A 19,049-nucleotide genomic window follows, 5' to 3' on the forward strand; every position below is an offset into this window, starting at 1 on the left:
TCGTCGTTGACGACCACCCGATGCTGCGCGAAGGCATGGCCGCGGTGCTGGCCGCGCAGCCGGACCTGCAGCTGGTCGGGGAGGCCGCCGACGGCCTGCAGGCGCTGCAGGCCTATCGCGCGCTGCGCCCGGACCTGGTGCTGCTGGACCTGCAGTTGCCCGGGCTCGGCGGCATCGAGGTGATCGTGGCCTTGCGCAAGGAATTCCCGCAGGCGCGGATCGTGGTGGTCACCGCCTCGCGCGGCGACGTGCAGGCGGTGCGCGCGCTGGAAGCCGGCGCCAGCGGCTACCTGCTCAAGAGCGCGCTGCGCCGCGAGCTGGTCGACACGGTGCGCGCGGTCCACCAGGGCCGGCGCCAGGTGCAGGCCGAAGTGGCCGCGGAGATCGCCGAGCACCTGCTCGGCGACAGCCTGTCCGCGCGCGAGATCCAGGTGTTGCAGAGCGTGGCCGCGGGCAACTCGAACAAGGCCATCGCCGCGCTGCTGTCGATCGCCGAGGAGACGGTCAAGGCGCACATGAAGAACATCCTGTGCAAGCTCGGCGCGCGCGACCGCACCCATGCGGTGGCGATCGCGGTCAAGCGCGGCATCATCGAGCTGTAATCGCGCCGCGCGGTGGCGCCCGCGGCCTCTCAGGGCACCGGCAGCGGCGGCATGGCGTCTTCCGGCAGCGGATCCAGCGGCTGCAGCGCCACCAGCAGGCCGCGCGGGTCGGCACTGCGCGCCGCGCCCGGCGCGCGCGGCAGCAGTCGCGCGCTGCGCAGCGGGCGGAAGCGGCCGCGTTCGAAGAACACATGGTCGGCCTGCGCGGCGAGCGCGAACACGCGCGGATCCAGGCCGTTGCGCGGCGCATCGCCGCGCGCGCCGCGCAGGCGCGCATCGCCGTCGCCGAAGCGCGCCGCCAGCGGCGCCAGTTCCGGCGCGTCGGCGGCGGCGAAGAAACCGCCGGCCAGCAGCGAGGGCACGCCCTCGGCGGTGGCGTCGATCCACGCCATCAGGTCGTCGGCCTGCTCGCGGCGGCTGGCGCCGCCGTCGCGCTCGGCGTGCAGGCGGGTGAAGTACAGGTTCACCGGCTGCCCGCGCAGGTCCACGCGCACCAGGCCGGCCACGCTGTAGTCCTCGAACGGGTGCAGCAGGGTTTCCGCTTCCTCCAGCACCGGCAACCGGGTCAACAAGGCGTTGCCGCGGCGCTGCGGCCGGCTCGGCGGATCGGCGCTGATGAAATGGCAGTGGTAGCCGAGCTGCGCGGCCAGCCATTGCGCCTGGTTCGGCAGCTGTGCGGTCTGCAGCACTTCCTGCAGCGCGATGGCGTCGGGTTGCAGGCGTTGCAGCGCCTCGACGATACGCACGCGGCGCGCGGGCCAGTCGTTGCGGTCCTGCTCGAGGTTGAGGCTGACCACGCTGAGCGTGACGCCGGGTGCCGGCGGCGATGCAGCGGGCGGCGGCTGCGCGTGCGCCGTCGCGGCCAGGGCCAGCAGCAGCCAGCCGAGGCGATGCCATCGTCGTGTGAACCCCGTCATGCGCACGATGCTAGGGCCAACGGCTTCAGCGCCGCGTGTAGGCGCGTGCGGCGTTGCGCGCAGCGGAAGCGGCGCGAGAGGCCGCGCGTGCCGCTGCGGCGCTCGCAGCAAGGGAGGCGCCGGTCGCGTGTGCGAACCGCGTCATCGCAGCGGCGTGACGCGGTTCCGGTGCATGTGCGTGCCATGCCCGCGCACGCGCCAGCGCGGCGCGTGCGCGGCGGACGCCGGCCGTTAGCGCGGCAGCACGGTGTCCTGCAGCCGCAGCGGCGCGGTGGCCTCGGCCTGCGTCGCCGAGCGGCCCAGCACCAGCTCGTAGTCGCCGGCGGCGATGCGCCACTGGCGCTGCACCGGGTCGAAGTCGGCCAGGGTCTTGGGTTCGGCGACGATGCTGACGCGGCGCGTCTCGCCGGGCTTGAGCGTGAGCTTGTCCCAGCCGACCAGGCGGATCGGCGTGCGGTGGCCCTGCGGCAGGCGCAGGTACAGCTGCGGCACGTCGGCGCCTTCGCGCTGGCCGCTGTTGCGCACGTCGAAGCTGGCGACCACGTTGGCGCCGTCCACCTGCACGCGCAGGTTGGCGTAGTCGAAGCGGGTGTAGGACAGGCCGTGGCCGAACGCGTACAGCGGATCCAGGCCGCGCGCGGCGAACCAGCGGTAGCCGACGTTGGCGCCCTCGATGTCGTAGTCGACGTTGCTGCCGGGCGGCTGCGCCGGCTTGAAGCCCAGCCCCGGGATCGACGGCCGCGGCAGCTGCGCCACGTCGCGCAGCCAGGTCACCGGCAGGCGCCCGGACGGATTGGCGTCGCCCAGCAGCAGGCGCGCCAGTCCCTCGCCGCCGCGGATGCCGGGGTACCAGGCTTCCAGCACCGCCGGCACCTGCTGCAGCCACGGCATCGCCACCGGGCCGTTGGTCTCCAGCACCACCACGGTGCGCGGGTTGGCCTTGGCCATCGCCGCGATCAGCGCGTCCTGCCTGCCGGGCAGCTTGATGTCGGGCAGGTCCACCGATTCGGCCGACCACTGCGTGGCGAACACGATCACCGCCTCGGCGCCGCGCGCGAGCTTGGCCGCGGCGGCCACATCGTCGCCGCTGGCGTAGTCGATCCGCGCGTCCGGCAGCGCCTTGCGCAGCGCCTGCAGCGGCGAGGACGGATGGAACATCACCGGGCCCGGCCAGGTGGTCGGGGCCAGCCCCGGCACCGCGTTGCCGCCATTGACGGTGAAGCCGACCATCGACGAGCCGCCGCCGCCGACCACGCCCTTGTCGGCGTGGCCGCCGATCACCGCGATGCGGCGCAGCGTGCGCGGCAACGGCAGCGTGTCGCGCTCGTTGCGCAGCAGCACCGTGCCTTCCTCGACCACTTTCTGTACCGCGTCGCCGCCGGCGACGGCGTCGATCGGCTGCCGCTGCGGCGGATGGTCGAAGCTGCCGGTGGCGATGAACGCGCGCAGGATGCGCCGCACCATGTCGTCCAGGCGCGCCTGCGGCACCGTGCCGCCGGCCACCGCCACGCGCAGCGGCGCGTCGAAGTACACCGCCTTGTCGAACACTTCGCCGGCCGACTGCTGGTCCAGGCCGGCCAGCGCCGCCTTGGAGCCGCTGTGCACGCCGCCCCAGTCGGACATCACGTAGCCGGGGAACTTCCACTCCTGCTTGAGCACCTTGTTGAGCAGGTAGTCGTGCTCGCAGCCGTAGACGCCGTTGATGCGGTTGTACGAGCACATCACCGAGCCGGGCTCGCCAATCTGCAGCGCCAGCTCGAACGCCAGCAGGTCCGATTCGTGCATGGCCTGCTCGCCGATGTCGGCGCTGTGGGTGTTGCGCCCGGTCTCCAGGTCGTTCATCGCGAAGTGCTTCATCGTCGACACCACGCGCTGGCTCTGCACGCCGCGGATCGACTCGCCGACCATCACCCCGGCCAGCAGCGGATCTTCGCCGGCGTACTCGAAGTTGCGGCCGTTGCGCGGATCGCGCTGCAGGTTGACGCTGCCGGCCAGCAGCACGTTGAAGCCCTGCTGCCAGGATTCGCGGCCCATGGTCGCGCCGCCGGCGTAGGCCAGTTCGCGGTTCCAGGTGGCGGCGGTGGCCGGGCCGGACGGCAGCGCGGTGGCGTAGTCGCCGGGGCGCACGTTGCCCGGGTTGGTCACGCCGACGCCGGCATCGGCCAGCTGCTGCGCGGCGATGCCCAGCCGCTCGATGGCCGGCACGAAGCCGGCCGAACCGAGCGCGCCGGGCGGGCGCGGGCCGCCGTCCTTGCCCAGGCCGAAGTAGCTGTGCAGCATCTGGAACTTCTCGTCCTGGGTCATCGCCTGCACCAGCAGCGCGGCGCGGCGGTCCGGCGCCAGCGCGCGATCGGTCCACGGGCGCTGCGCGTCGGCGGGTGCGGAAGGGGCCAGGCGGAAGCTGCTGAGCAGGCCGAAGTGGTCCGAGGCCCACACGCCGTTGGCGTCCGGCTTGCGGAACAGGATGCGGCTGTCCACCGGCGCGAAGCGCTCGCGCTGGAAGAACACGTGGTCGATGCGCCGGGGCGGATTGAACTTCGGGTTCAAGGTGCTGTCGCCGCGCTTGTCCCTGGCGCCGTGCAGGCTGCCGTAGCTGTCGCCGAACCCGCTGCGCAGCGCGGCCAGTTCCGGCGCGTCGGCGCTGGCGTTGAAGTCGCCGGCCAGCAGCGAAGGCGCGCCGTCGGCGGTCTTCTCGACCCAGGCCAGCAGGTCCTGCACCTGGCGTTCGCGCAGCGCGCCGCCGGCCTCGGTCCAGTGCAGGTGGGTCACGTAGAGATTGACCACGCGGCCGTCCACGTCCAGGCGCAGGCGCCCGGCAGTGCGGCTGTCGTCGAGCGGATTCAGGCGGATCTGCTCGCGCGCCAGGATCGGATGGCGGGTCAGCAACGCGTTGCCGTAGCGCTGCGCGGCGCCGGGCGGATCGACGCTGGTGAAGTACCACTGGTAGCCGAGCTGCTCGGCCAGCCATTGCGCCTGGTTGGGCAGCGCGTCGTGCTGGATCACTTCCTGCAGCGCGATCGCGTCGGGCCGCAGTTCGCGCAGGGTCTGCACGATCTGGGTGCGCCGCTGCGGCCAGTCGAGCTTGTCGTGATACAGGTTCAGCGTGACCACGCTGAGCGTCGGGGTGTCCTTGTCGAGCGCGGGCGTCGGCGCGGCGAAGGCCGGCCAGGCCAGCGCGAGCACCAGGCAAAGAAGTCCTGAAAACGTTTTCATAGCGGGGCGTGAGGCCTCTCTAGCAGCTGAAGGGATTGCACATCTGGGGGAATCGGGGGAGGGGAGAACCGGTAGCGCTAGGACGGCGCTTCGTCGCTGCGCAGGACCGGGTACAGCCGGTACTGCGCATCCCAGGAGGAATGGCGGCGGTGGAAGAACTCCAGCCGCGCATGCGGATCCTTGGCGAAGTCGGCGTCGTGCTCGAGCTTGCTCTCGAATTCGGCCTTCAGCGCCGGGTCGCTGGCCAGCATCTGCCGCGCCACGTCCTCGGCGACATAGTCTTCCATGTATTCGGTGCGCTCGAAGGCGCTGTTGAACTCGCCCCATTGCAGCAGCGAGTCCGGCGCCTGCGGTTCCAGCAGCGCCATCAGCAGCCGCGCCTTGGGCTGGGCGATCGGCACGAACAGCGCGCCGGCGCCGACCGCGCGCGTTTCCGGGCGCCAGGCGCCCTGCACCGTGAGCCGCTGGTGGCCTTCCGACGAGCGCGCGGCGAAGCTGGCGTCGTCGGCGCGGAACGCCTGCACCGGCAGCGTGGCGCCCGCATCCAGGGTGCGGAAGGCGATGCCGTGCTGGCGCAGCTTGGCCGCGACCAGCGCGGCCTGCGCGGCCGGCACCAGGTAGCCGCCGCGCGGCGCGACCACCTCGACGCTGGGCACGATCCGGTCGCGCAGCGGCACCCGCCAGACCTGCGGGGTGCGCTCGTCGTAGCGGGTCATCAGCGCGCCGGACACCGGCGACAGCGTGCGGGTATAGGCGTAGCCGCGGAAATCCACCAGCCGCGCCTGGTCGGTGGTGCGGTAGTCCAGTGCCACCGTCTTACCGCCGAGCCGCTGCGCGCGCGCGTCGGCGGCCAGCGCGTCGGCGCGCCAGCGGCTGCCGTTGCGCGCCACCTGCTGCAGCACCGAGACGATGGTGTTGCGGGTGATGCGCACGCGCTGCGGATACGGCTTCCACGAATGCGTTTCCACCAGCACGCCGAAGCGGTTGCGCAGCTGGAAATAGCCGTGCGAGAAGCGCGGCGTGGCCACTCCGTCCTCGAAGCCGGAGGCGGGATCGTCGCTGACCACGAACGAGGGGTAGTAGGGCAGCGGCAGCGAGCCCTGCCGCTTCAGGTCGGCGAGCACGTTGTCGCGCAGGCGCAGGCCGTCGCCGCGCAGCGCGGCGTCGCCGGCGTGCAGCGGTTCCACCTGCACCGACACGTCGTGCTCGAACTGGGCGCCGTCGGTGACGTGCAGGTCCACGTACAGCAACGGATCCCACTGTTCGACCAGGCGCAGCATCGCCTGCATCTCCGGCGCGTCGGCCTTGACGTAGTCGCGGTTGAGGTTGAGGTTCTGCGCGGTGGTGCGCCAGCCCATCTGCTCCGGGCCGCGCTGGTTGGGCCGGTTCCAGGCGCCGAAGCGCTCGTGGCCGTCGACGTTGAACACCGGCACGAACAGCCACACCTGCCTGTCCAGCGCGCCGCGCGCGGCCTGGCCGTCGAGCAGCTGGCGCAAGGCCAGGAAGCCGGCGTCCTTGCCGTCGATCTCGCCGGCATGGATGCCGCCCTGGATCAGCACCACCGGCAGCTTGCGCGCCTGCGCGGTTGCCGCATCCAGCGCGCCGGCGGTGGAGACCGCCAGCGCCTTCATCGGCCGGCCCTCGGGCGTGGTGCCGAAGTCGAAGCAACGCACGGCCTGCGGGTAGCGCTGCGCGAACGCCTCGCACAGCGCGATGGTCTCCGCGTAGCGCCCGGTGCGCGCGAAACCGCTGCGTTCGGCCTCGGTGGTCAGGCCCGCACCGCTGGCCAGCAACGGCGTGCTGCACAGCAGCATCGACAGCAGGAAGGGGGCCAGCCAGGGTCGGATCATCGCGGCATCGTCTCGGGACAGGCCCCCATGATGCGTGCAGCGCGCCGTTTGCGAAAGCACCCGCATGCCGCCGCGGCCGGCGCGCGCGGTTCGATTCGCCCGGAACGATCGGGTAACCTTCTGAAAATTTTGCCTGGACCGGTGCCTGTGACGAGCCAACGATCGACGAGGATGTGCGCATGAGCGCGGCGGACGCACGCGCCGGCGCGCGGATGCCGCGGCAGATTCCGTACATCATCGGCAACGAGGCCTGCGAGCGTTTCAGCTTCTACGGGATGCGCAACATCCTGGTGCAGTTCCTGATCACCTCGCTGCTGCTGCAGGAAGTGACCGCGCCCGGCCGCGAGGCCGAGGCCAAGCACATCATGCACAGCTTCATGATCGGCGTGTTCTTCTTTCCGCTGCTCGGCGGCTGGCTGGCCGACCGCTTCTTCGGCAAGTACAACACCATCCTGTGGTTCAGCCTGGTCTACTGCGTGGGCCATGCCTGCCTTGCGCTGTTCGAAGGCAGCCGCGGCGGCTTCTTCCTCGGCCTGGGCCTGATCGCGCTGGGCGCCGGCGGGATCAAGCCGCTGGTGGCCTCGTTCATGGGCGACCAGTTCGACCAGTCCAACAAGCACCTGGCCAAGGTGGTGTTCGACGCGTTCTACTGGATCATCAACTTCGGCTCGCTGTTCGCCTCGCTGCTGATCCCGCTGGCGCTGAAGAACCTGGGCCCGGCGTGGGCGTTCGGCATTCCCGGGATCCTGATGTTCGTGGCCACGCTGGTGTTCTGGGCCGGGCGCCGCCGCTACGTGCGCGTGCCGCTGCCGCCGAAGGATCCGCACGGCTTCGCCCAGGTGGTGCGCAGCGCGCTGCTGCGCCGCGCGCCGGGGCAGGGGCGTCCCGGCCTGGTCCTGGCCGCCGTCGCGGTGGCGCTGGCGCTGGGCAGCTTCGCGCTGCTGCCGACCCTGGGCATCGTGATCTGCCTGTGCCTGGCGCTGGTGCTGCTGCTGGCCGGGATCGGCGGCGGCACCTGGTGGCAGCTGGAGCGCGCCCGCGCGGTGCATCCGGACGCGGCGGTGGACGGCGTGCGCGCGGTGCTGCGGGTGCTGGTGGTGTTCGCGCTGGTCACCCCGTTCTTCTCGCTGTTCGACCAGAAGGCCTCGACCTGGGTGCTGCAGGGCCAGCAGATGCGGATGCCGGACTGGTTCAGCGCCTCGCAGATGCAGGCGCTGAATCCGGCGCTGGTGATGCTGCTGATCCCGTTCAACAATCTGGTGCTGTACCCGCTGCTGCGCCGCCGCGGCTACGAGCCGACCGCGCTGCGGCGGATGACCGCCGGCATCGCCTTCAGCGGCCTGGCCTGGATCGTGGTCGGCACGCTGCAGGTGCTCATGGACGGCGGCGACGCGCTATCCATCGCCTGGCAGATCCTGCCGTACGCGCTGCTGACCTTCGGCGAGGTGCTGGTGTCGGCGACCGGCCTGGAATTCGCCTACAGCCAGGCGCCGCAATCGATGAAGGGCGTGGTGATGAGCTTCTGGAACCTGACCACCACGGTCGGCAACCTGTGGGTGCTGCTGTCCAACGCGGCGGTGCGCAACGACACCGTCACCGCCCACATCGGCAGCACCGGGCTCAGCGAAACCGCGTTCCTGATGTTCTTCTTCGCCGCCTTCGCCTTCGTCGCCGCATTGCTGTTCGGCCTGTACGCGCGCCGCTACCGCATGGTCGACCACTACCGCACCGCCTGAGGCCTCCGCATGCCGTCCGTCACCCCCGTCAACCTGATCCTGATCGTCCTCACCGTGCTGGTGTCGTGGGCGGCGTTCAACAACCGCAAGCTGCTGGACCGGCTGATCCTGTGGCCGCCGGCGGTGGACCGGCACAGGCAGTACGACCGGCTGGTGACCCACGGCTTCATCCATGCCGATTTCCCGCACCTGCTGTTCAACATGGTCACGCTGTACTTCTTCGGCGGCCCGATCGAGCGGCTGATGGAGCGGCTGACCGGCAGCATGCTGACCTATCCGCTGTTCTACCTGGCGGCGCTGGTGGTGGCGATCCTGCCCAGCTACCTGAAGAACCAGAAGAATCCCAATTACTTCAGCCTGGGCGCCTCGGGCGCGGTGTCGGCGGTGCTGTTCGCCTACATCCTGATGGCGCCGTGGACCGGGATCTATTTCTTCTTCATCCCGATCCCGATCCCGGCCATCCTCTACGCGGTGTTCTACGTGGGCTACAGCATCTGGATGGACCGCCGCGGCGGCGACAACATCAACCACAGCGCGCACCTGGCCGGCGCCGCGTTCGGGGTGATGTTCCTGCTGATCATGGAGCCGTCGGTGCTGCAGCACTTCCTCGACCAGCTGGCGCAGCCGCGCTTCGGCCGCGGCTAGGGCGCAGCGCGCGACGCCGCGGCCGCGCATCGGCGGCGGCGAGGGCGTGGTGGTCGATCGCTGGCGAATCGGCCGCCAGGCGCGGTTGGCGCGGCATGGCGGCGACGGCGAAGCCGCCCTGGCGGGCGGCCGGCTCCGGGCCGCGTCGCGCGGACCGGAGCGTGGCGCTCAAGCGCTCAGGCGACCTCTTGGCCGCGCAACTGCACCTGGGCGCTGCCGATGCCGGCGTGCGCGTAGGTTTCCTTCAGCCGGTCGTAGACCTCGCTGTTGAGCTGGTCGAATTCCCAGCCCTGGGTGTGGCCGCTGACCACCAGTTGGTACAGCCCTTCCAGCAACGACGCATCGTGGTCGCCATGGATCTGTTCGTTGTCGCTCATGTGCCTTGCCCCTGTTCGGTTACAACGTGATGGAATCTGCAAGTCGCATGCCAGGTTTCCACGATGCTGCACGCGTGGTAGCGGCCAGCGGCGGCGGAACTTTAGGGCGGGTCCAGCGCCGAGCGGGCCGCCGGGCGATTGGCGCGCCGGCTGGGGACGTGCTGCGCGGCGCCCGGCACGCCCCAGGCCGGAAGTGACGCGATGCGTCGGCTGCGGGTGACGCAGCGCGGCGCGCGGCTTCACACCGTCGCGGCGCGCGCGCGACCAGACTGCGCATTCCGCCGCACGAGCCTGGCCATGAACGCAGCCTCCCTCCCGCCGATCGCGCACGACCCGCAGCGGCAGCGCTTCACGCTGCAGCTGGACGGCCACGAGGCCGAGCTGGACTACCTGCTGCAGGACGGGCGCCTGGTCATCACCCATACCGGCGTGCCGACCGCGATCGGCGGCCGTGGGCTGGCGGCGGGGCTGGTGGCCGCGGCGCTGGAGCATGCGCGGGCGCAGGGGCTGAAGGTGGTCCCGGCGTGTTCGTACGCGGCGGTGTTCATCCAGCGCCATCCCGACTACGCCGACTTGCTCGGCTGAGTGCGCAAGGCGCGGCGACGGCGCGATAATCGGCCATCACACAAATGCAGGACACAGGGGCAGTGGACGTGAGGGACAGGGCACAGGCGGGACCGAACAATCGATGGCAGTGGACGGCGCTGGCGTTGGCGACGGCGTTGGCCGTGGCCGGCTGCAAGCGCGAGGCGGCCACGCCCGCGGCCGAACCGGCCCAGGCGCCGACCCCCGCCGCGGCTGCGGCGCCGGCCGCGGCCGCGCCGGCGGAGCTGAAGGACGTGATCGAGCACACGCCCAACTACGTGGTCGGCATAACCTTCCCGCCGGCGCTCAACCGCCATCCGGGCCTGGCCGAGGCGGTCGCGCGCTACGCCCAGGCCGCGCGCGACGACTTGATGCAGGCGGTCGGCGGCCTCGGCAACGACCGGCCCAGCGCGCCCTACGAACTGTCGCTGCAGTTCGAGATGCTGCTGGAACGGCCCGAACTGGTGGCGGTGGCCGCCGACGGCAGCCGCTATACCGGCGGCGCCCACGGCGAGCCGCTGGTGGCGCGCTTCGTGTGGCTGCCGCAGCAGCAGCGCATGCTCACCGCCGAGGCGCTGATCCCCGATCCCAAGGGCTGGACGCAGGTGGCCGGCTACGTCGCCGCGCAGCTGCGCCAGGCGGTGCAGGCGCGCGTGGACGCCGAGCAGCTGCCGCCGGAGGACCACGACGAACAGGTCCGCAGCGCCGACAAGATGATCGCCGAAGGCACCGAGCCGCAGGCGCAGAACTTCAGCCAGTTCCAGCCGCTGGTCGATGCCGCGGGCAAGATCGTGGCGTTGCGCTTCGTGTTCCCGCCCTACCAGGTGGGGCCGTATTCCGATGGCACGCAGTCGGTGGACGTGCCGGCCAGCGTGCTGCGCGGCCTGGTCGCGCCGGAATACGCGGAGCTGTTCGCGGCGTAGCGGGGTGCCGCGGGCATGGTCGGGCCGCTGCAGCGTCGCGTCGTCGATCTGCTCGCCGGCGCCGACGTGCGCGTCGGCGGCGAGCGTGCCCACGACATGGCGGTGCACGATCCGCGCTTCTACGCGCGGGTGCTGGCACAGGGCTCGCTGGGCCTGGGCGAAAGCTACATGGACGGCTGGTGGGATGCGCCGGCGCTGGACCAGACGCTGGCGCGGCTGATCGCGGCGCGGCTGGACCAGCGCGTGCACGGCATCGCCGATCTGACCTATGCGTTGCGCGCGCGCCTGTTCAACCTGCAGCGCGGGCGCCGCAGCTACGAGGTCGGGCGCCGCCACTACGACCTGGGCAACGACCTGTACCAGGCGATGCTCGGCCGTCGCCTGGTCTACAGCTGCGCCTACTGGGCCGCGGCCGACGACCTGGACGCGGCGCAGGAGGCCAAGCTGGACCTGGTCTGCCGCAAGCTGCGCCTGCGTCCGGGCATGCGCGTGCTGGACATCGGCTGCGGCTGGGGCGAGGCGCTGAAGTTCGCCGCCGAGCGCTACGGCGTGGCCGGGGTCGGCATCACCGTGTCGCAGGCGCAGGCCGAGTACGCGCGGCGGCTGTGCCGCGGCCTGCCGGTCGAGATCCGCCTGCAGGACTACCGCGAACTGGACGAACCCTTCGATGCGGTGTTCTCGATCGGCATGTTCGAGCACGTCGGCGACAGGAACTACCGCGGCTACCTGGAGCGGGTGCGGCGCTGCCTGCGCCCGGACGGACTGTTCCTGCTGCACACCATCGGCAGCAACGTGTCGCGGCACCGCACCGATCCGTGGATCGCGCGCTACATCTTCCCCAATTCCATGCTGCCCTCGGCCGCACAGATCGCCGCGGCGCTGGAAGGCCGCTTCGTGTGCGAGGACTGGCACAACTTCGGCGCCGACTACGACCGCACGTTGCAGGCCTGGCGCGCCAACGTCGAGGCGGCCTGGCCGCGCCTGGACGCGCAGCGCTACGACGCGCGCTTCCGACGCATGTGGCGCTTCTACCTGGCCGGGTCGATGGCCACCTTCCGCTGCCGCCGCGCGCAGCTGTGGCAGCTGTTGCTGTCGCCCGAAGGTGTACGGGGAGGATACCGCGTGCCGCGCTGAGCGGCGGCCCGTGGCCGGCGCCGCGCAACAGCCGGTAGCATTGGCCGTCTCGACCCCCGACCTGCGATTCCATCTTCATGGGAAGTTTCGACCAGACCGAACGGCGCGTGGCCTACACCTGCGAGCGCTATCCCGCCTTCCCGCGCGAACCGGCCGTGCTGGTCCGGCTCGTCAAGCACCTGTACAAGCGCATCCACGCCAACGCCGGGGTGCTGCTCAAGGCGCACGGCATCAGCCCGCCGGAGTACGAGATCCTGATGATGCTGTACGGCACGCCGGGGCAATGCATCACCCCGACCGAAATGGCCGAGGCGGCGGGCGAGAAGCCGGCCAACATCACCCGCCTCACCGACAACCTGTGCGCCAAGGACCTGCTGCTGCGCTCGGCCAGCCCCGAGGACCGGCGCAAGATCACCCTGACCCTGCAGCCGGCCGGGATCGCGCTGATCGAACGCATGCTGCCGGCGGTGTGCGGTTTCCTGGAAGAGGAGACGGTCGGCCTGGACGAGGCCGAGCAGGTGCAGCTGGAGACGCTGCTCAAGAAGATGCTCGCCGGCATCGACGGCGCCGGCTGACGCCGCGCGATTCGCACGCGGCACGCGCGGGCCACGCCGCGGCACACCACACACGGAAACGCCGCCCGCGAGGCGGACGGCGTTTCCGTGCGCAAGGCCGGGGGCTGGATCAGTCCTTGCCGGCCGGCGTCTGCGGCAGGGCGCCGTCGCCGCCGCCCGGGGTCAGGCCGCGCTTTTCCAGCAACGGCTCGATCTTCGGCGCGTGCCCGGCGAAATCCTGGAACAGCTGCATCGCATCGACGCTGCCGCCGCGCGAGAGCAGGGTCTGGCGGAAGCGGTCGCCGTTGGCGCGGCTGAGCCCGCCGTGCTGCTTGAACCACTGCTGGGTGTTGGCGTCCAGCACCTCGGACCAGATGTAGGCGTAGTAGCCGGCCGCGTAGCCGCCCATGATGTGGCTGAAGTAGGGCGTGCGGTAGCGCGGCGGCACCGGCGGGTAGGCGATGCCGTCGGCGGCCAGCGCCTTGGCCTCGAAGTCCATCACCCCGGCGGCCGGCGGCACCTGGCCGGCGCCGAGCTGGTGCCAGCGCTGGTCCAGCATCGCCGCGCCCAGGTATTCGGTGGTGGCGAAGCCCTGGTTGAACTTGGCCGCGGCCACCACCTTGTCCAACAGCGCCTGCGGCATCGCCGCGCCGGTCTGGTAGTGCTTGGCGTAGTGCTTGAGGATGGCCGGATCGTCCGCCCACATCTCGTTGACCTGCGACGGGAACTCGACGAAGTCGCGCGGCACGCTGGTGCCGGAGAAGTAGGGGTACTTCACGTTGGAGAACATGCCGTGCAGCGCATGGCCGAACTCGTGGAACGCGGTGGTGACCTCGTCCCAGGTCAGCAGGGTCGGCTGGCCGGCCGGCGGCTTGGGAATGTTGAGGTGGTTGGCGACCACCGGCTTGTAGCCGGTCAGCGCCGACTGCGAGACGTAGGAGTTCATCCACGCGCCGCCGCGCTTGGATTCGCGCGCGTACATGTCGGCGATGAAGATCGCCAGCTGGCTGCCGTCGGCGTCGAACACGTCGTAGACCAGCAGGTCGTCGCGGTAGGTCGGCAGGTCGGTGCGCTGCTTGAAGGTCAGCCCGTACTCCTGGTTGGCGGCGTAGAACACGCCGTTCTCCAGCACGTTCTTCAGTTCGAAGTACGGCTTGAGCTGGGCCTCGTCGAAGTCGTACTTGGCCTGGCGCACCTTCTCGGTGTAGTAGGCCCAGTCCCAGGCCTCGAGCTTGAAGGTCGGCTTGCCGGCGGCCTTCTGTTCCTTGTCGATCATCGCCTGCAGGTCGGCGGCCTCGCGCTTGGCGTTGGCGACCGCGGCCGGGGCCAGCTTGCCGAGCATCGCGTTGACCGCCTGCGGGGTCTTGGCGGTCTGGTCCTCCAGCGAGTAGGTGGCGTGGTTCGGGTAGCCCAGCAGCTTGGCGCGCTCGGCGCGCAGGCTCATGATCCGCGACACCAGCGCGGTGTTGTCGTACTGGCCGCCGTGGCTGCCGCGCGACACCGAGGCCTGGTAGATCTTCTGCCGCAGCGCACGGTCCTTGAGCTGGGTCAGCGGCGGCTGGCCGGTGGTGTTGAGCAGCGCGATCACGTACTTGCCGTCGAGCTTGCGCGCCTTGGCCGCTTCGGCGGCGGCGGCGATCTGCGCCTCGGACAGGCCGTCGAGCTGCTTGACGTCGTCCACCACCACCGCGGCGGCGTTCACCTCGGCCAGCACGTTCTGGCTGAACTGGGTGCCGAGCTTGGCCAGCTCGGCGTTCATCGCCTTGAGCTTGGCCTTGTCGGCGTCGCCGAGCTTGGCGCCGTCGCGCACGAAATCGCTGTAGTACTTCTCGACCAGGCGCACGCCCTGCGCGTCCAGGCCGAGCTGGGTGCGGGTGTCGTACAGCGCCTGGATGCGCGCGAACAGCTTGGGGTTGAGCGAGATCGCGTCGCGGTGCGCGGCGAACTTGCCCGAATAGTCGGCCTGCAGCTGCTTGCGGGCGTCGTTGGTGTCGGCGCCGACCAGGTTGAAGAACACGGTGGTGGCGCGGTCCAGCACCTGGCCGCTCTTCTCCATCGCCACGATGGTGTTGTCGAAGGTCGGCTTGGCCTTCTGGTCGGCGATCGCCTCCACTTCCTTCAGCTGCTGCGCCATGCCGGCGTCGAAGGCCGGGGCGAAGTCGCTGTCGCGGATCTTGTCGAACTGCGGGTAGTGCAGCGGCAGCGGGCTTTCGGCGAAGAACGGATTGGCCTGCGTGGCCGCCTGCGAAGCGGCGGGCGTGGCGGCGTTGGCGTAGGCGGGCATGGCGAGTCCGAGCGTGGCGGCGAGCGCGAGGGCGAGGCGGGTGGTCATCAAGCAGCATCCAGCGATAAGGGCGGACTACGCAGGCTACCCCAGCCCGGCGCATGTGGCCCGTGACTAAAGCCATGGGCCGCCGGCGGCAGCCCCGGGGCATGCTGCAACCGCGCTTGCCTTCGCCGCGGCGGCGGCGTCATATAGCGCCTGACCGGGGGACCACCGCCATTGCGTGAAGACGGCCGACGGCCGCAGGGAGAACCGATGAAAGCGATCTTCGGCTTGTGCGTGGCCGCGTGCGCGGCATGGGCGGCGCCGGCGTGGTCGGCGCAGACGCTGCGCTACGTGGCGCTGGTGGACGGCGGCAAGCAGGCCGGGCAGCAGACCGTCAGCGTCGGCGACGACGGGGTCACCCGGGTGGACTTCGTGTTCAAGGACAACGGCCGCGGCCCGGAACTGAAGGAACAGTACACGCTGGCCGCCGACGGCACCTTCAAGACCTACCAGGTGCAGGGCACCTCGACCTTCGGCGCGCCGGTGGACGAGCGTTTCAGCCGCGACGGCGAGCGCGTGCAGTGGAAGACCACTTCCGACCAGGGCGAGCGGCGCGTGGCCGGCGGCGCGCAGTACTGGCCGCTCGGCGGCACCCCGGCGGCGACCTCGGCGGCGGTCACCGCGCTGACCCGCCGCGCCGACGGCAAGCTGCCGCTGATCCCCAGCGGCAGCCTGACCCTGCGCAAGCTGGTGCAGGCGCAGGTCGGCCAGGGCGGCGGCGCGCGCAAGGTGCAGCTGGTGGCGCTGACCGGGGTCGGCTTCACCCCCACCTTCGCCTGGCTCACCACCGACGCGTCGCCGCGCCTGTTCGCGTTCATCGCACCCGGCTGGCTGCAGCTGATCGAGACCGGCTACGAGAAGGATGCCGACGCGCTGGAAGCGGCGCAGAAGCAGGCCGAGGCCACCGCCCTGGTCGACCTGCAGCAGCGCCTGGCGCATCCCTTGCCCGGCACCACGCTGATCCGCAACGCGCGCGTGTTCGACAGCGAGCACGCCACGCTCGGCGCCGCCTCCGACGTGCTGCTGCGCGACGGCAGGATCGTCTCAGTGGCCGCCACCGGCGCCGCGCCGGCCAAGGCGCAGCAGGTGATCGACGCGCAGGGGCGGGTGCTGCTGCCCGGCCTGTTCGACATGCACGGGCACGTCGGCCGCTGGGACGGCGGCCTGCACCTGGCCGCCGGCGTCACCACCGTGCGCGACATGGGCAACGACAACGCCACCCTGCAGCAGGTGATGCAGGAGGAACGCGCCGGCCAGCTGCTGATGCCGAGCCTGGTCGCCTGCGGGTTCCTGGAGGGCGAGAGCCCGATGTCGGCGCGCAACGGCTTCGTGGTCAGCACCCAGGCGCAGGCCAACGAGGCGGTGGACTGGTATGCGGCGCACGGCTACGTCGGCATCAAGATCTACAACTCCTTCCCGCAGGCGCTGGTGCGCGACACCGCCGCCTACGCGCATGCCAAGGGCCTGCGCGTCAGCGGGCACATTCCCGTGCACATGCTCGCGCACGAGGCGGTGGAGCAGGGCTACGACGAGATCCAGCACATCAACCAGGTGCTGCTGAACTTCTACGCCACCCACGACACCGACACGCGCACGCTGGAGCGGTTCTACCTGCCGGCCAAGCGCACCGCCGACCTGGATTTCGACTCGGCGCCGGTGCAGGCCTTCGTGCAGGACCTGGCCAAGCGGCAGATCGCCATCGACGCGACCCTGGCCACGTTCGACTTCATCCGCCAGCGCCCGGGCGACCTGTCGCAGGCCTACGCCGCGGTCGCCGAGCACCTGCCGCCGGACGTGCAGCGCGGGCTGCGCACGGCCGAGTTCGACATTCCCGACGACGCCACCGCGGCGCTGTACGAGCGCTCCTACGCGAAGATGGTGGCCTTCGTCGGGCGCCTGTACCGGGCCGGCGTGCCGTTGGTGGCCGGCACCGACGCCACGCCCGGCTTCACCCTGCAGCGCGAGATCGAACTGTACGTGCAGGCCGGGCTGACCCCGGCGCAGGCGCTGCAGGTGGCCACCTGGAACGGCGCCAAGTACTCGCGCACGCTGGACAGCCGCGGCTCGATCACCCCGGGCAAGCGCGCTGACCTGATCCTGGTCGACGGCGACCCGACCCGCGACATCGCCGACCTGCGCAAGGTCGCGCTGGTGGTCAAGCAGGGCACCGCCTACTTTCCCAGCGAGGTCCATGCCGCGCTGGGCATCGCGCCGTTCGCCGCACCCGCGCGCATCGTCGCCGCCAAGGAGTGACCGAATGGACACGCCGACCACCGCCTACGCCTTCACCGCCACCGACATCGACGGCCGCCCGCAGCCGCTGGCCGACTACGCGGGCAAGGTGCTGCTGATCGTCAACGTCGCCTCCAAGTGCGGCTTCACGCCGCAGTACACCGGCCTGCAGGCGCTGTGGCGGCAGTACCGCGAACGCGGGCTGATGGTGCTGGGGTTTCCCTGCGACCAGTTCGGCCACCAGGAACCCGGCAGCGCCGAGGAGATCAAGCAGTTCTGCACGTTGAACTACGAGGTCGACTTCCCGCTGTTCGCCAAGGTCCAGGTCAACGGCGAGGCCGCCGATCCGCTGTGGCAGTGGCTCAAGCAGCAGAAGGCGGGGGTGCTGGGCATCGCCGCGATCAAGTGGAACTTCAGCAAGTTTCTGGTCGGCCGCGACGGCCAGGTGCTGGCGCGCTATGCGCCGACCGACAAGCCCGAAGCGCTGGCGGCCGACATCGAGCGCGCGCTGGGCTGAGCGGGATTGATGTGCGATGCGAGCGGCTTTTCTGTAGGAGCGGCTTCAGCCGCGACGCTTACCGATAAGGCGTCGCGGCTGAAGCCGCTCCTACAAAGACGCGCCGCCGTTGGCGGGCGCAGGTAGCGCGTGGCGCGTCACTTCTCGACGAACGCGCGCTCGAACACGTAATGCCCCGGCGTGCCGATCCGCGAGGAAGCGACGAAGCCGCGCGCGTCCAGGGTGTGGCGCAGGTCGGCCAGCATCTGCGGGCTGCCGCAGATCATCGCCCGGTCGTATTCCGGGTTCAGCGGCGGCAGGCCCAGGGTCTGCTGCATCCGCCCGCTTTCCAGCAGTTCGGTGAGGCGGCCGCGGTTGCGGAAGTCCTCGCGGGTCACCGCCGGGTAGTACAGCAGCTTCTCGCGGATGGTCTCGCCCAGGAACTCGTGCTGCGGCAGTTCGTTCTCGAAGTAGTCGCGGTAGGCCAGGTCCTTCTCGAAGCGCACGCCGTGGGTCAGGATCACCTTGTCGAAGCGCTCGTAGGTCTCCGGGTCCTTGATCACCGACAGCCACGGCGCCAGGCCGGTGCCGGTGCCGAGCAGGTACAGGTGCCGGCCCGGGTGCAGGTCGCTGATCAGCAGGGTGCCGGTGGGCTTCTTGCCGACCAGCACCGCATCGCCCGGCTTGATGTGCTGCAGGCGCGAGGTCAGCGGGCCGTCCGGCACCTTGATGCTGAAGAACTCCAGCCGCTCTTCCCAGTTGGCGCTGGCGATGGAGTAGGCGCGCAGCAGCGGCCGCGTCTCCGTCTCCAGGCCGATCATCACGAACTGGCCGTTGTCGAAGCGGAAGCCTTCGTTGCGGGTGGTGGTGAAGCTGAAGTAGTCGTCCGTCCAGTGACGGACTTCGAGCACCGTTTCGGGGCCAAAAGCAGAGGACATGCCGTTGATCGTTATGGGGAAGGAGCTGCCGCCATTCTACCCCATGCCGGTTCAAATGAGAGGGAATCTCATTTGGGAGGGCTCATCCCATGCGGCGTCACTTGGCGAACGACAGCTCGTAGGACAGGTACAGCGGCGCCTGCGGCGGGGCCAGCAGCGGGCGCTGGCGCAGGAAGCGCTCCAGGCACAACGCCAGCGGCGTGGTGCCGTTGCGCCAGCTCGCGCCGACGCTGCCGTCCGCCTGCAGCTGCACCACGATGGCGAACGGCGAGGTATCCGGGCGCGGCGTGGCGCAACTGGCCACGCCCTCGTCCAGCGCCGCGCGCTGCAGCGCCTGCAGGCGCTCGGCCACCGCGCCGGGCAGCGCGGCCTCGTCGCGGTCGGCCAGGGCCTTGGCCGCGGCGAAGTCGGAGGGCGCGGGCACCGGGTCGGCCGCGGCGGCGGGGAATGCCACGGCGGCGGCAAGCAGGCAGGGCAGAAGGCGTCGCGGCATGGCAGGTCCGGAAGGCAGGCGAGGC

The 19,049-nt window shown here is 70.8% G+C and carries 16 protein-coding genes; 9 read left to right on the top strand and 7 right to left on the bottom strand.

The features are described from left to right. Nucleotides 1-20 precede the first annotated feature (20 nt). Nucleotides 21-602, top strand: a complete 582-nt coding sequence (locus OCJ37_RS08570; RefSeq protein ID WP_263113630.1) for a response regulator — start codon at nt 21-23, stop codon at nt 600-602. A gap of 29 nt (nt 603-631) precedes the next feature. Here the strand turns inward: OCJ37_RS08570 and OCJ37_RS08575 are convergent, their stop codons facing one another. The 3 genes from OCJ37_RS08575 to OCJ37_RS08585 all read right to left on the bottom strand — a co-directional run bounded on the left by OCJ37_RS08575 (nt 632) and on the right by OCJ37_RS08585 (nt 6,582). Beyond that, the gene (locus OCJ37_RS08575; protein WP_263113228.1) at nt 632-1,519 is read right to left on the bottom strand and encodes an endonuclease/exonuclease/phosphatase family protein; all 888 of its coding nucleotides are present in this window, start codon (nt 1,517-1,519) and stop codon (nt 632-634) included. 231 nt (nt 1,520-1,750) lie between these two features. Beyond that, on the bottom strand, nt 1,751-4,732 hold the full coding sequence (locus tag OCJ37_RS08580) for a glycoside hydrolase family 3 C-terminal domain-containing protein (protein WP_263113229.1): 2,982 nt from the start codon (nt 4,730-4,732) through the stop codon (nt 1,751-1,753). Between the two features lie 77 nt (nt 4,733-4,809). Continuing rightward, the gene (locus OCJ37_RS08585; protein WP_263113230.1) at nt 4,810-6,582 is read right to left on the bottom strand and encodes a M14 family metallopeptidase; all 1,773 of its coding nucleotides are present in this window, start codon (nt 6,580-6,582) and stop codon (nt 4,810-4,812) included. A 179-nt stretch (nt 6,583-6,761) separates the two neighbouring features. Here OCJ37_RS08585 and OCJ37_RS08590 point away from each other — a divergent pair, with 179 nt between their 5' ends. Further along, a complete protein-coding gene (locus OCJ37_RS08590; protein WP_263113231.1) occupies nt 6,762-8,318 on the top strand; it encodes a POT-type proton-dependent oligopeptide transporter in 1,557 nt (518 codons plus the stop codon). A gap of 9 nt (nt 8,319-8,327) precedes the next feature. Further along, nucleotides 8,328-8,963: a rhomboid family intramembrane serine protease gene (locus OCJ37_RS08595; RefSeq protein ID WP_263113232.1), complete on the top strand. Its 636-nt coding sequence runs from the start codon at nt 8,328-8,330 to the stop codon at nt 8,961-8,963. Between the two features lie 176 nt (nt 8,964-9,139). Here the strand turns inward: OCJ37_RS08595 and OCJ37_RS08600 are convergent, their stop codons facing one another. Further along, nucleotides 9,140-9,340 (bottom strand): hypothetical protein, encoded by a 201-nt coding sequence (locus tag OCJ37_RS08600; protein WP_263113233.1) that lies wholly within the window; start codon nt 9,338-9,340, stop codon nt 9,140-9,142. Nucleotides 9,341-9,637: 297 nt separating this feature from the next. Between OCJ37_RS08600 and OCJ37_RS08605 the strand changes: the two genes are divergently transcribed. The 4 genes from OCJ37_RS08605 (at nt 9,638) to OCJ37_RS08620 (ending at nt 12,557) form a co-directional block, all read left to right on the top strand. Continuing rightward, nucleotides 9,638-9,925, top strand: a complete 288-nt coding sequence (locus OCJ37_RS08605) for a GNAT family N-acetyltransferase (protein WP_263113234.1) — start codon at nt 9,638-9,640, stop codon at nt 9,923-9,925. Between the two features lie 44 nt (nt 9,926-9,969). Then, entirely contained in the window at nt 9,970-10,848 is an 879-nt protein-coding gene (locus OCJ37_RS08610; protein WP_263113235.1) for a PdaC/RsiV family protein, read from the top strand. Nucleotides 10,849-10,863: 15 nt separating this feature from the next. Further along, a complete protein-coding gene (gene cfa / locus OCJ37_RS08615) occupies nt 10,864-11,982 on the top strand; it encodes a cyclopropane fatty acyl phospholipid synthase (RefSeq protein ID WP_263113236.1) in 1,119 nt (372 codons plus the stop codon). 77 nt (nt 11,983-12,059) lie between these two features. Beyond that, complete coding sequence (locus OCJ37_RS08620; RefSeq protein WP_263113237.1) at nt 12,060-12,557, top strand: MarR family winged helix-turn-helix transcriptional regulator; 498 nt, start codon at nt 12,060-12,062, stop codon at nt 12,555-12,557. A gap of 109 nt (nt 12,558-12,666) precedes the next feature. On the opposite strand, the gene OCJ37_RS08625 is transcribed toward OCJ37_RS08620, so the two are convergent. Further along, nucleotides 12,667-14,868 carry a M3 family metallopeptidase gene (locus OCJ37_RS08625; protein WP_263113238.1) on the bottom strand — a complete coding sequence of 734 codons (2,202 nt, stop codon included), beginning with the start codon at nt 14,866-14,868 and terminating at the stop codon, nt 12,667-12,669. A gap of 207 nt (nt 14,869-15,075) precedes the next feature. Between OCJ37_RS08625 and OCJ37_RS08630 the strand changes: the two genes are divergently transcribed. Together OCJ37_RS08630 and OCJ37_RS08635 are read left to right on the top strand one after the other, a co-directional pair. Continuing rightward, on the top strand, nt 15,076-17,118 hold the full coding sequence (locus OCJ37_RS08630) for an amidohydrolase family protein (RefSeq protein WP_263113239.1): 2,043 nt from the start codon (nt 15,076-15,078) through the stop codon (nt 17,116-17,118). Nucleotides 17,119-17,122: 4 nt separating this feature from the next. Next, nucleotides 17,123-17,614, top strand: coding sequence for a glutathione peroxidase (locus tag OCJ37_RS08635; RefSeq protein ID WP_263113240.1), 492 nt, complete (start codon nt 17,123-17,125; stop codon nt 17,612-17,614). A gap of 137 nt (nt 17,615-17,751) precedes the next feature. Here OCJ37_RS08635 and OCJ37_RS08640 read toward each other — a convergent pair whose 3' ends face one another. Continuing rightward, nucleotides 17,752-18,531, bottom strand: coding sequence for a ferredoxin--NADP reductase (locus OCJ37_RS08640; protein ID WP_263113241.1), 780 nt, complete (start codon nt 18,529-18,531; stop codon nt 17,752-17,754). Between the two features lie 97 nt (nt 18,532-18,628). Next, the gene (locus tag OCJ37_RS08645; RefSeq protein ID WP_263113242.1) at nt 18,629-19,024 is read right to left on the bottom strand and encodes a hypothetical protein; all 396 of its coding nucleotides are present in this window, start codon (nt 19,022-19,024) and stop codon (nt 18,629-18,631) included. Nucleotides 19,025-19,049 lie beyond the last annotated feature (25 nt).

It is taken from the genome of Xanthomonas sp. AM6, assembly GCF_025665335.1.
In the GTDB taxonomy this organism is placed as follows: Bacteria; Pseudomonadota; Gammaproteobacteria; order Xanthomonadales; family Xanthomonadaceae; genus Xanthomonas_A.

Excerpts from the sequence above, each read along its gene's own strand:
- OCJ37_RS08635 (WP_263113240.1), top strand. The coding sequence starts at position 17,123 with ATGGACACGCCGACCACCGCCTACGCCTTCACCGCCACCGACATCGAC.
- OCJ37_RS08595 (WP_263113232.1), top strand. The coding sequence starts at position 8,328 with ATGCCGTCCGTCACCCCCGTCAACCTGATCCTGATCGTCCTCACCGTG.
- OCJ37_RS08625 (WP_263113238.1), bottom strand. The coding sequence starts at position 14,868 with ATGACCACCCGCCTCGCCCTCGCGCTCGCCGCCACGCTCGGACTCGCC.
- OCJ37_RS08605 (WP_263113234.1), top strand. The coding sequence starts at position 9,638 with ATGAACGCAGCCTCCCTCCCGCCGATCGCGCACGACCCGCAGCGGCAG.
- OCJ37_RS08645 (WP_263113242.1), bottom strand. The coding sequence starts at position 19,024 with ATGCCGCGACGCCTTCTGCCCTGCCTGCTTGCCGCCGCCGTGGCATTC.
- OCJ37_RS08640 (WP_263113241.1), bottom strand. The coding sequence starts at position 18,531 with ATGTCCTCTGCTTTTGGCCCCGAAACGGTGCTCGAAGTCCGTCACTGG.
- OCJ37_RS08590 (WP_263113231.1), top strand. The coding sequence starts at position 6,762 with ATGAGCGCGGCGGACGCACGCGCCGGCGCGCGGATGCCGCGGCAGATT.
- OCJ37_RS08600 (WP_263113233.1), bottom strand. The coding sequence starts at position 9,340 with ATGAGCGACAACGAACAGATCCATGGCGACCACGATGCGTCGTTGCTG.
- OCJ37_RS08580 (WP_263113229.1), bottom strand. The coding sequence starts at position 4,732 with ATGAAAACGTTTTCAGGACTTCTTTGCCTGGTGCTCGCGCTGGCCTGG.
- OCJ37_RS08630 (WP_263113239.1), top strand. The coding sequence starts at position 15,076 with ATGAAAGCGATCTTCGGCTTGTGCGTGGCCGCGTGCGCGGCATGGGCG.
- OCJ37_RS08620 (WP_263113237.1), top strand. The coding sequence starts at position 12,060 with ATGGGAAGTTTCGACCAGACCGAACGGCGCGTGGCCTACACCTGCGAG.
- OCJ37_RS08585 (WP_263113230.1), bottom strand. The coding sequence starts at position 6,582 with ATGATCCGACCCTGGCTGGCCCCCTTCCTGCTGTCGATGCTGCTGTGC.
- OCJ37_RS08610 (WP_263113235.1), top strand. The coding sequence starts at position 9,970 with ATGCAGGACACAGGGGCAGTGGACGTGAGGGACAGGGCACAGGCGGGA.
- OCJ37_RS08570 (WP_263113630.1), top strand. The coding sequence starts at position 21 with ATGCTGCGCGAAGGCATGGCCGCGGTGCTGGCCGCGCAGCCGGACCTG.
- OCJ37_RS08575 (WP_263113228.1), bottom strand. The coding sequence starts at position 1,519 with ATGACGGGGTTCACACGACGATGGCATCGCCTCGGCTGGCTGCTGCTG.
- cfa (WP_263113236.1), top strand. The coding sequence starts at position 10,864 with ATGGTCGGGCCGCTGCAGCGTCGCGTCGTCGATCTGCTCGCCGGCGCC.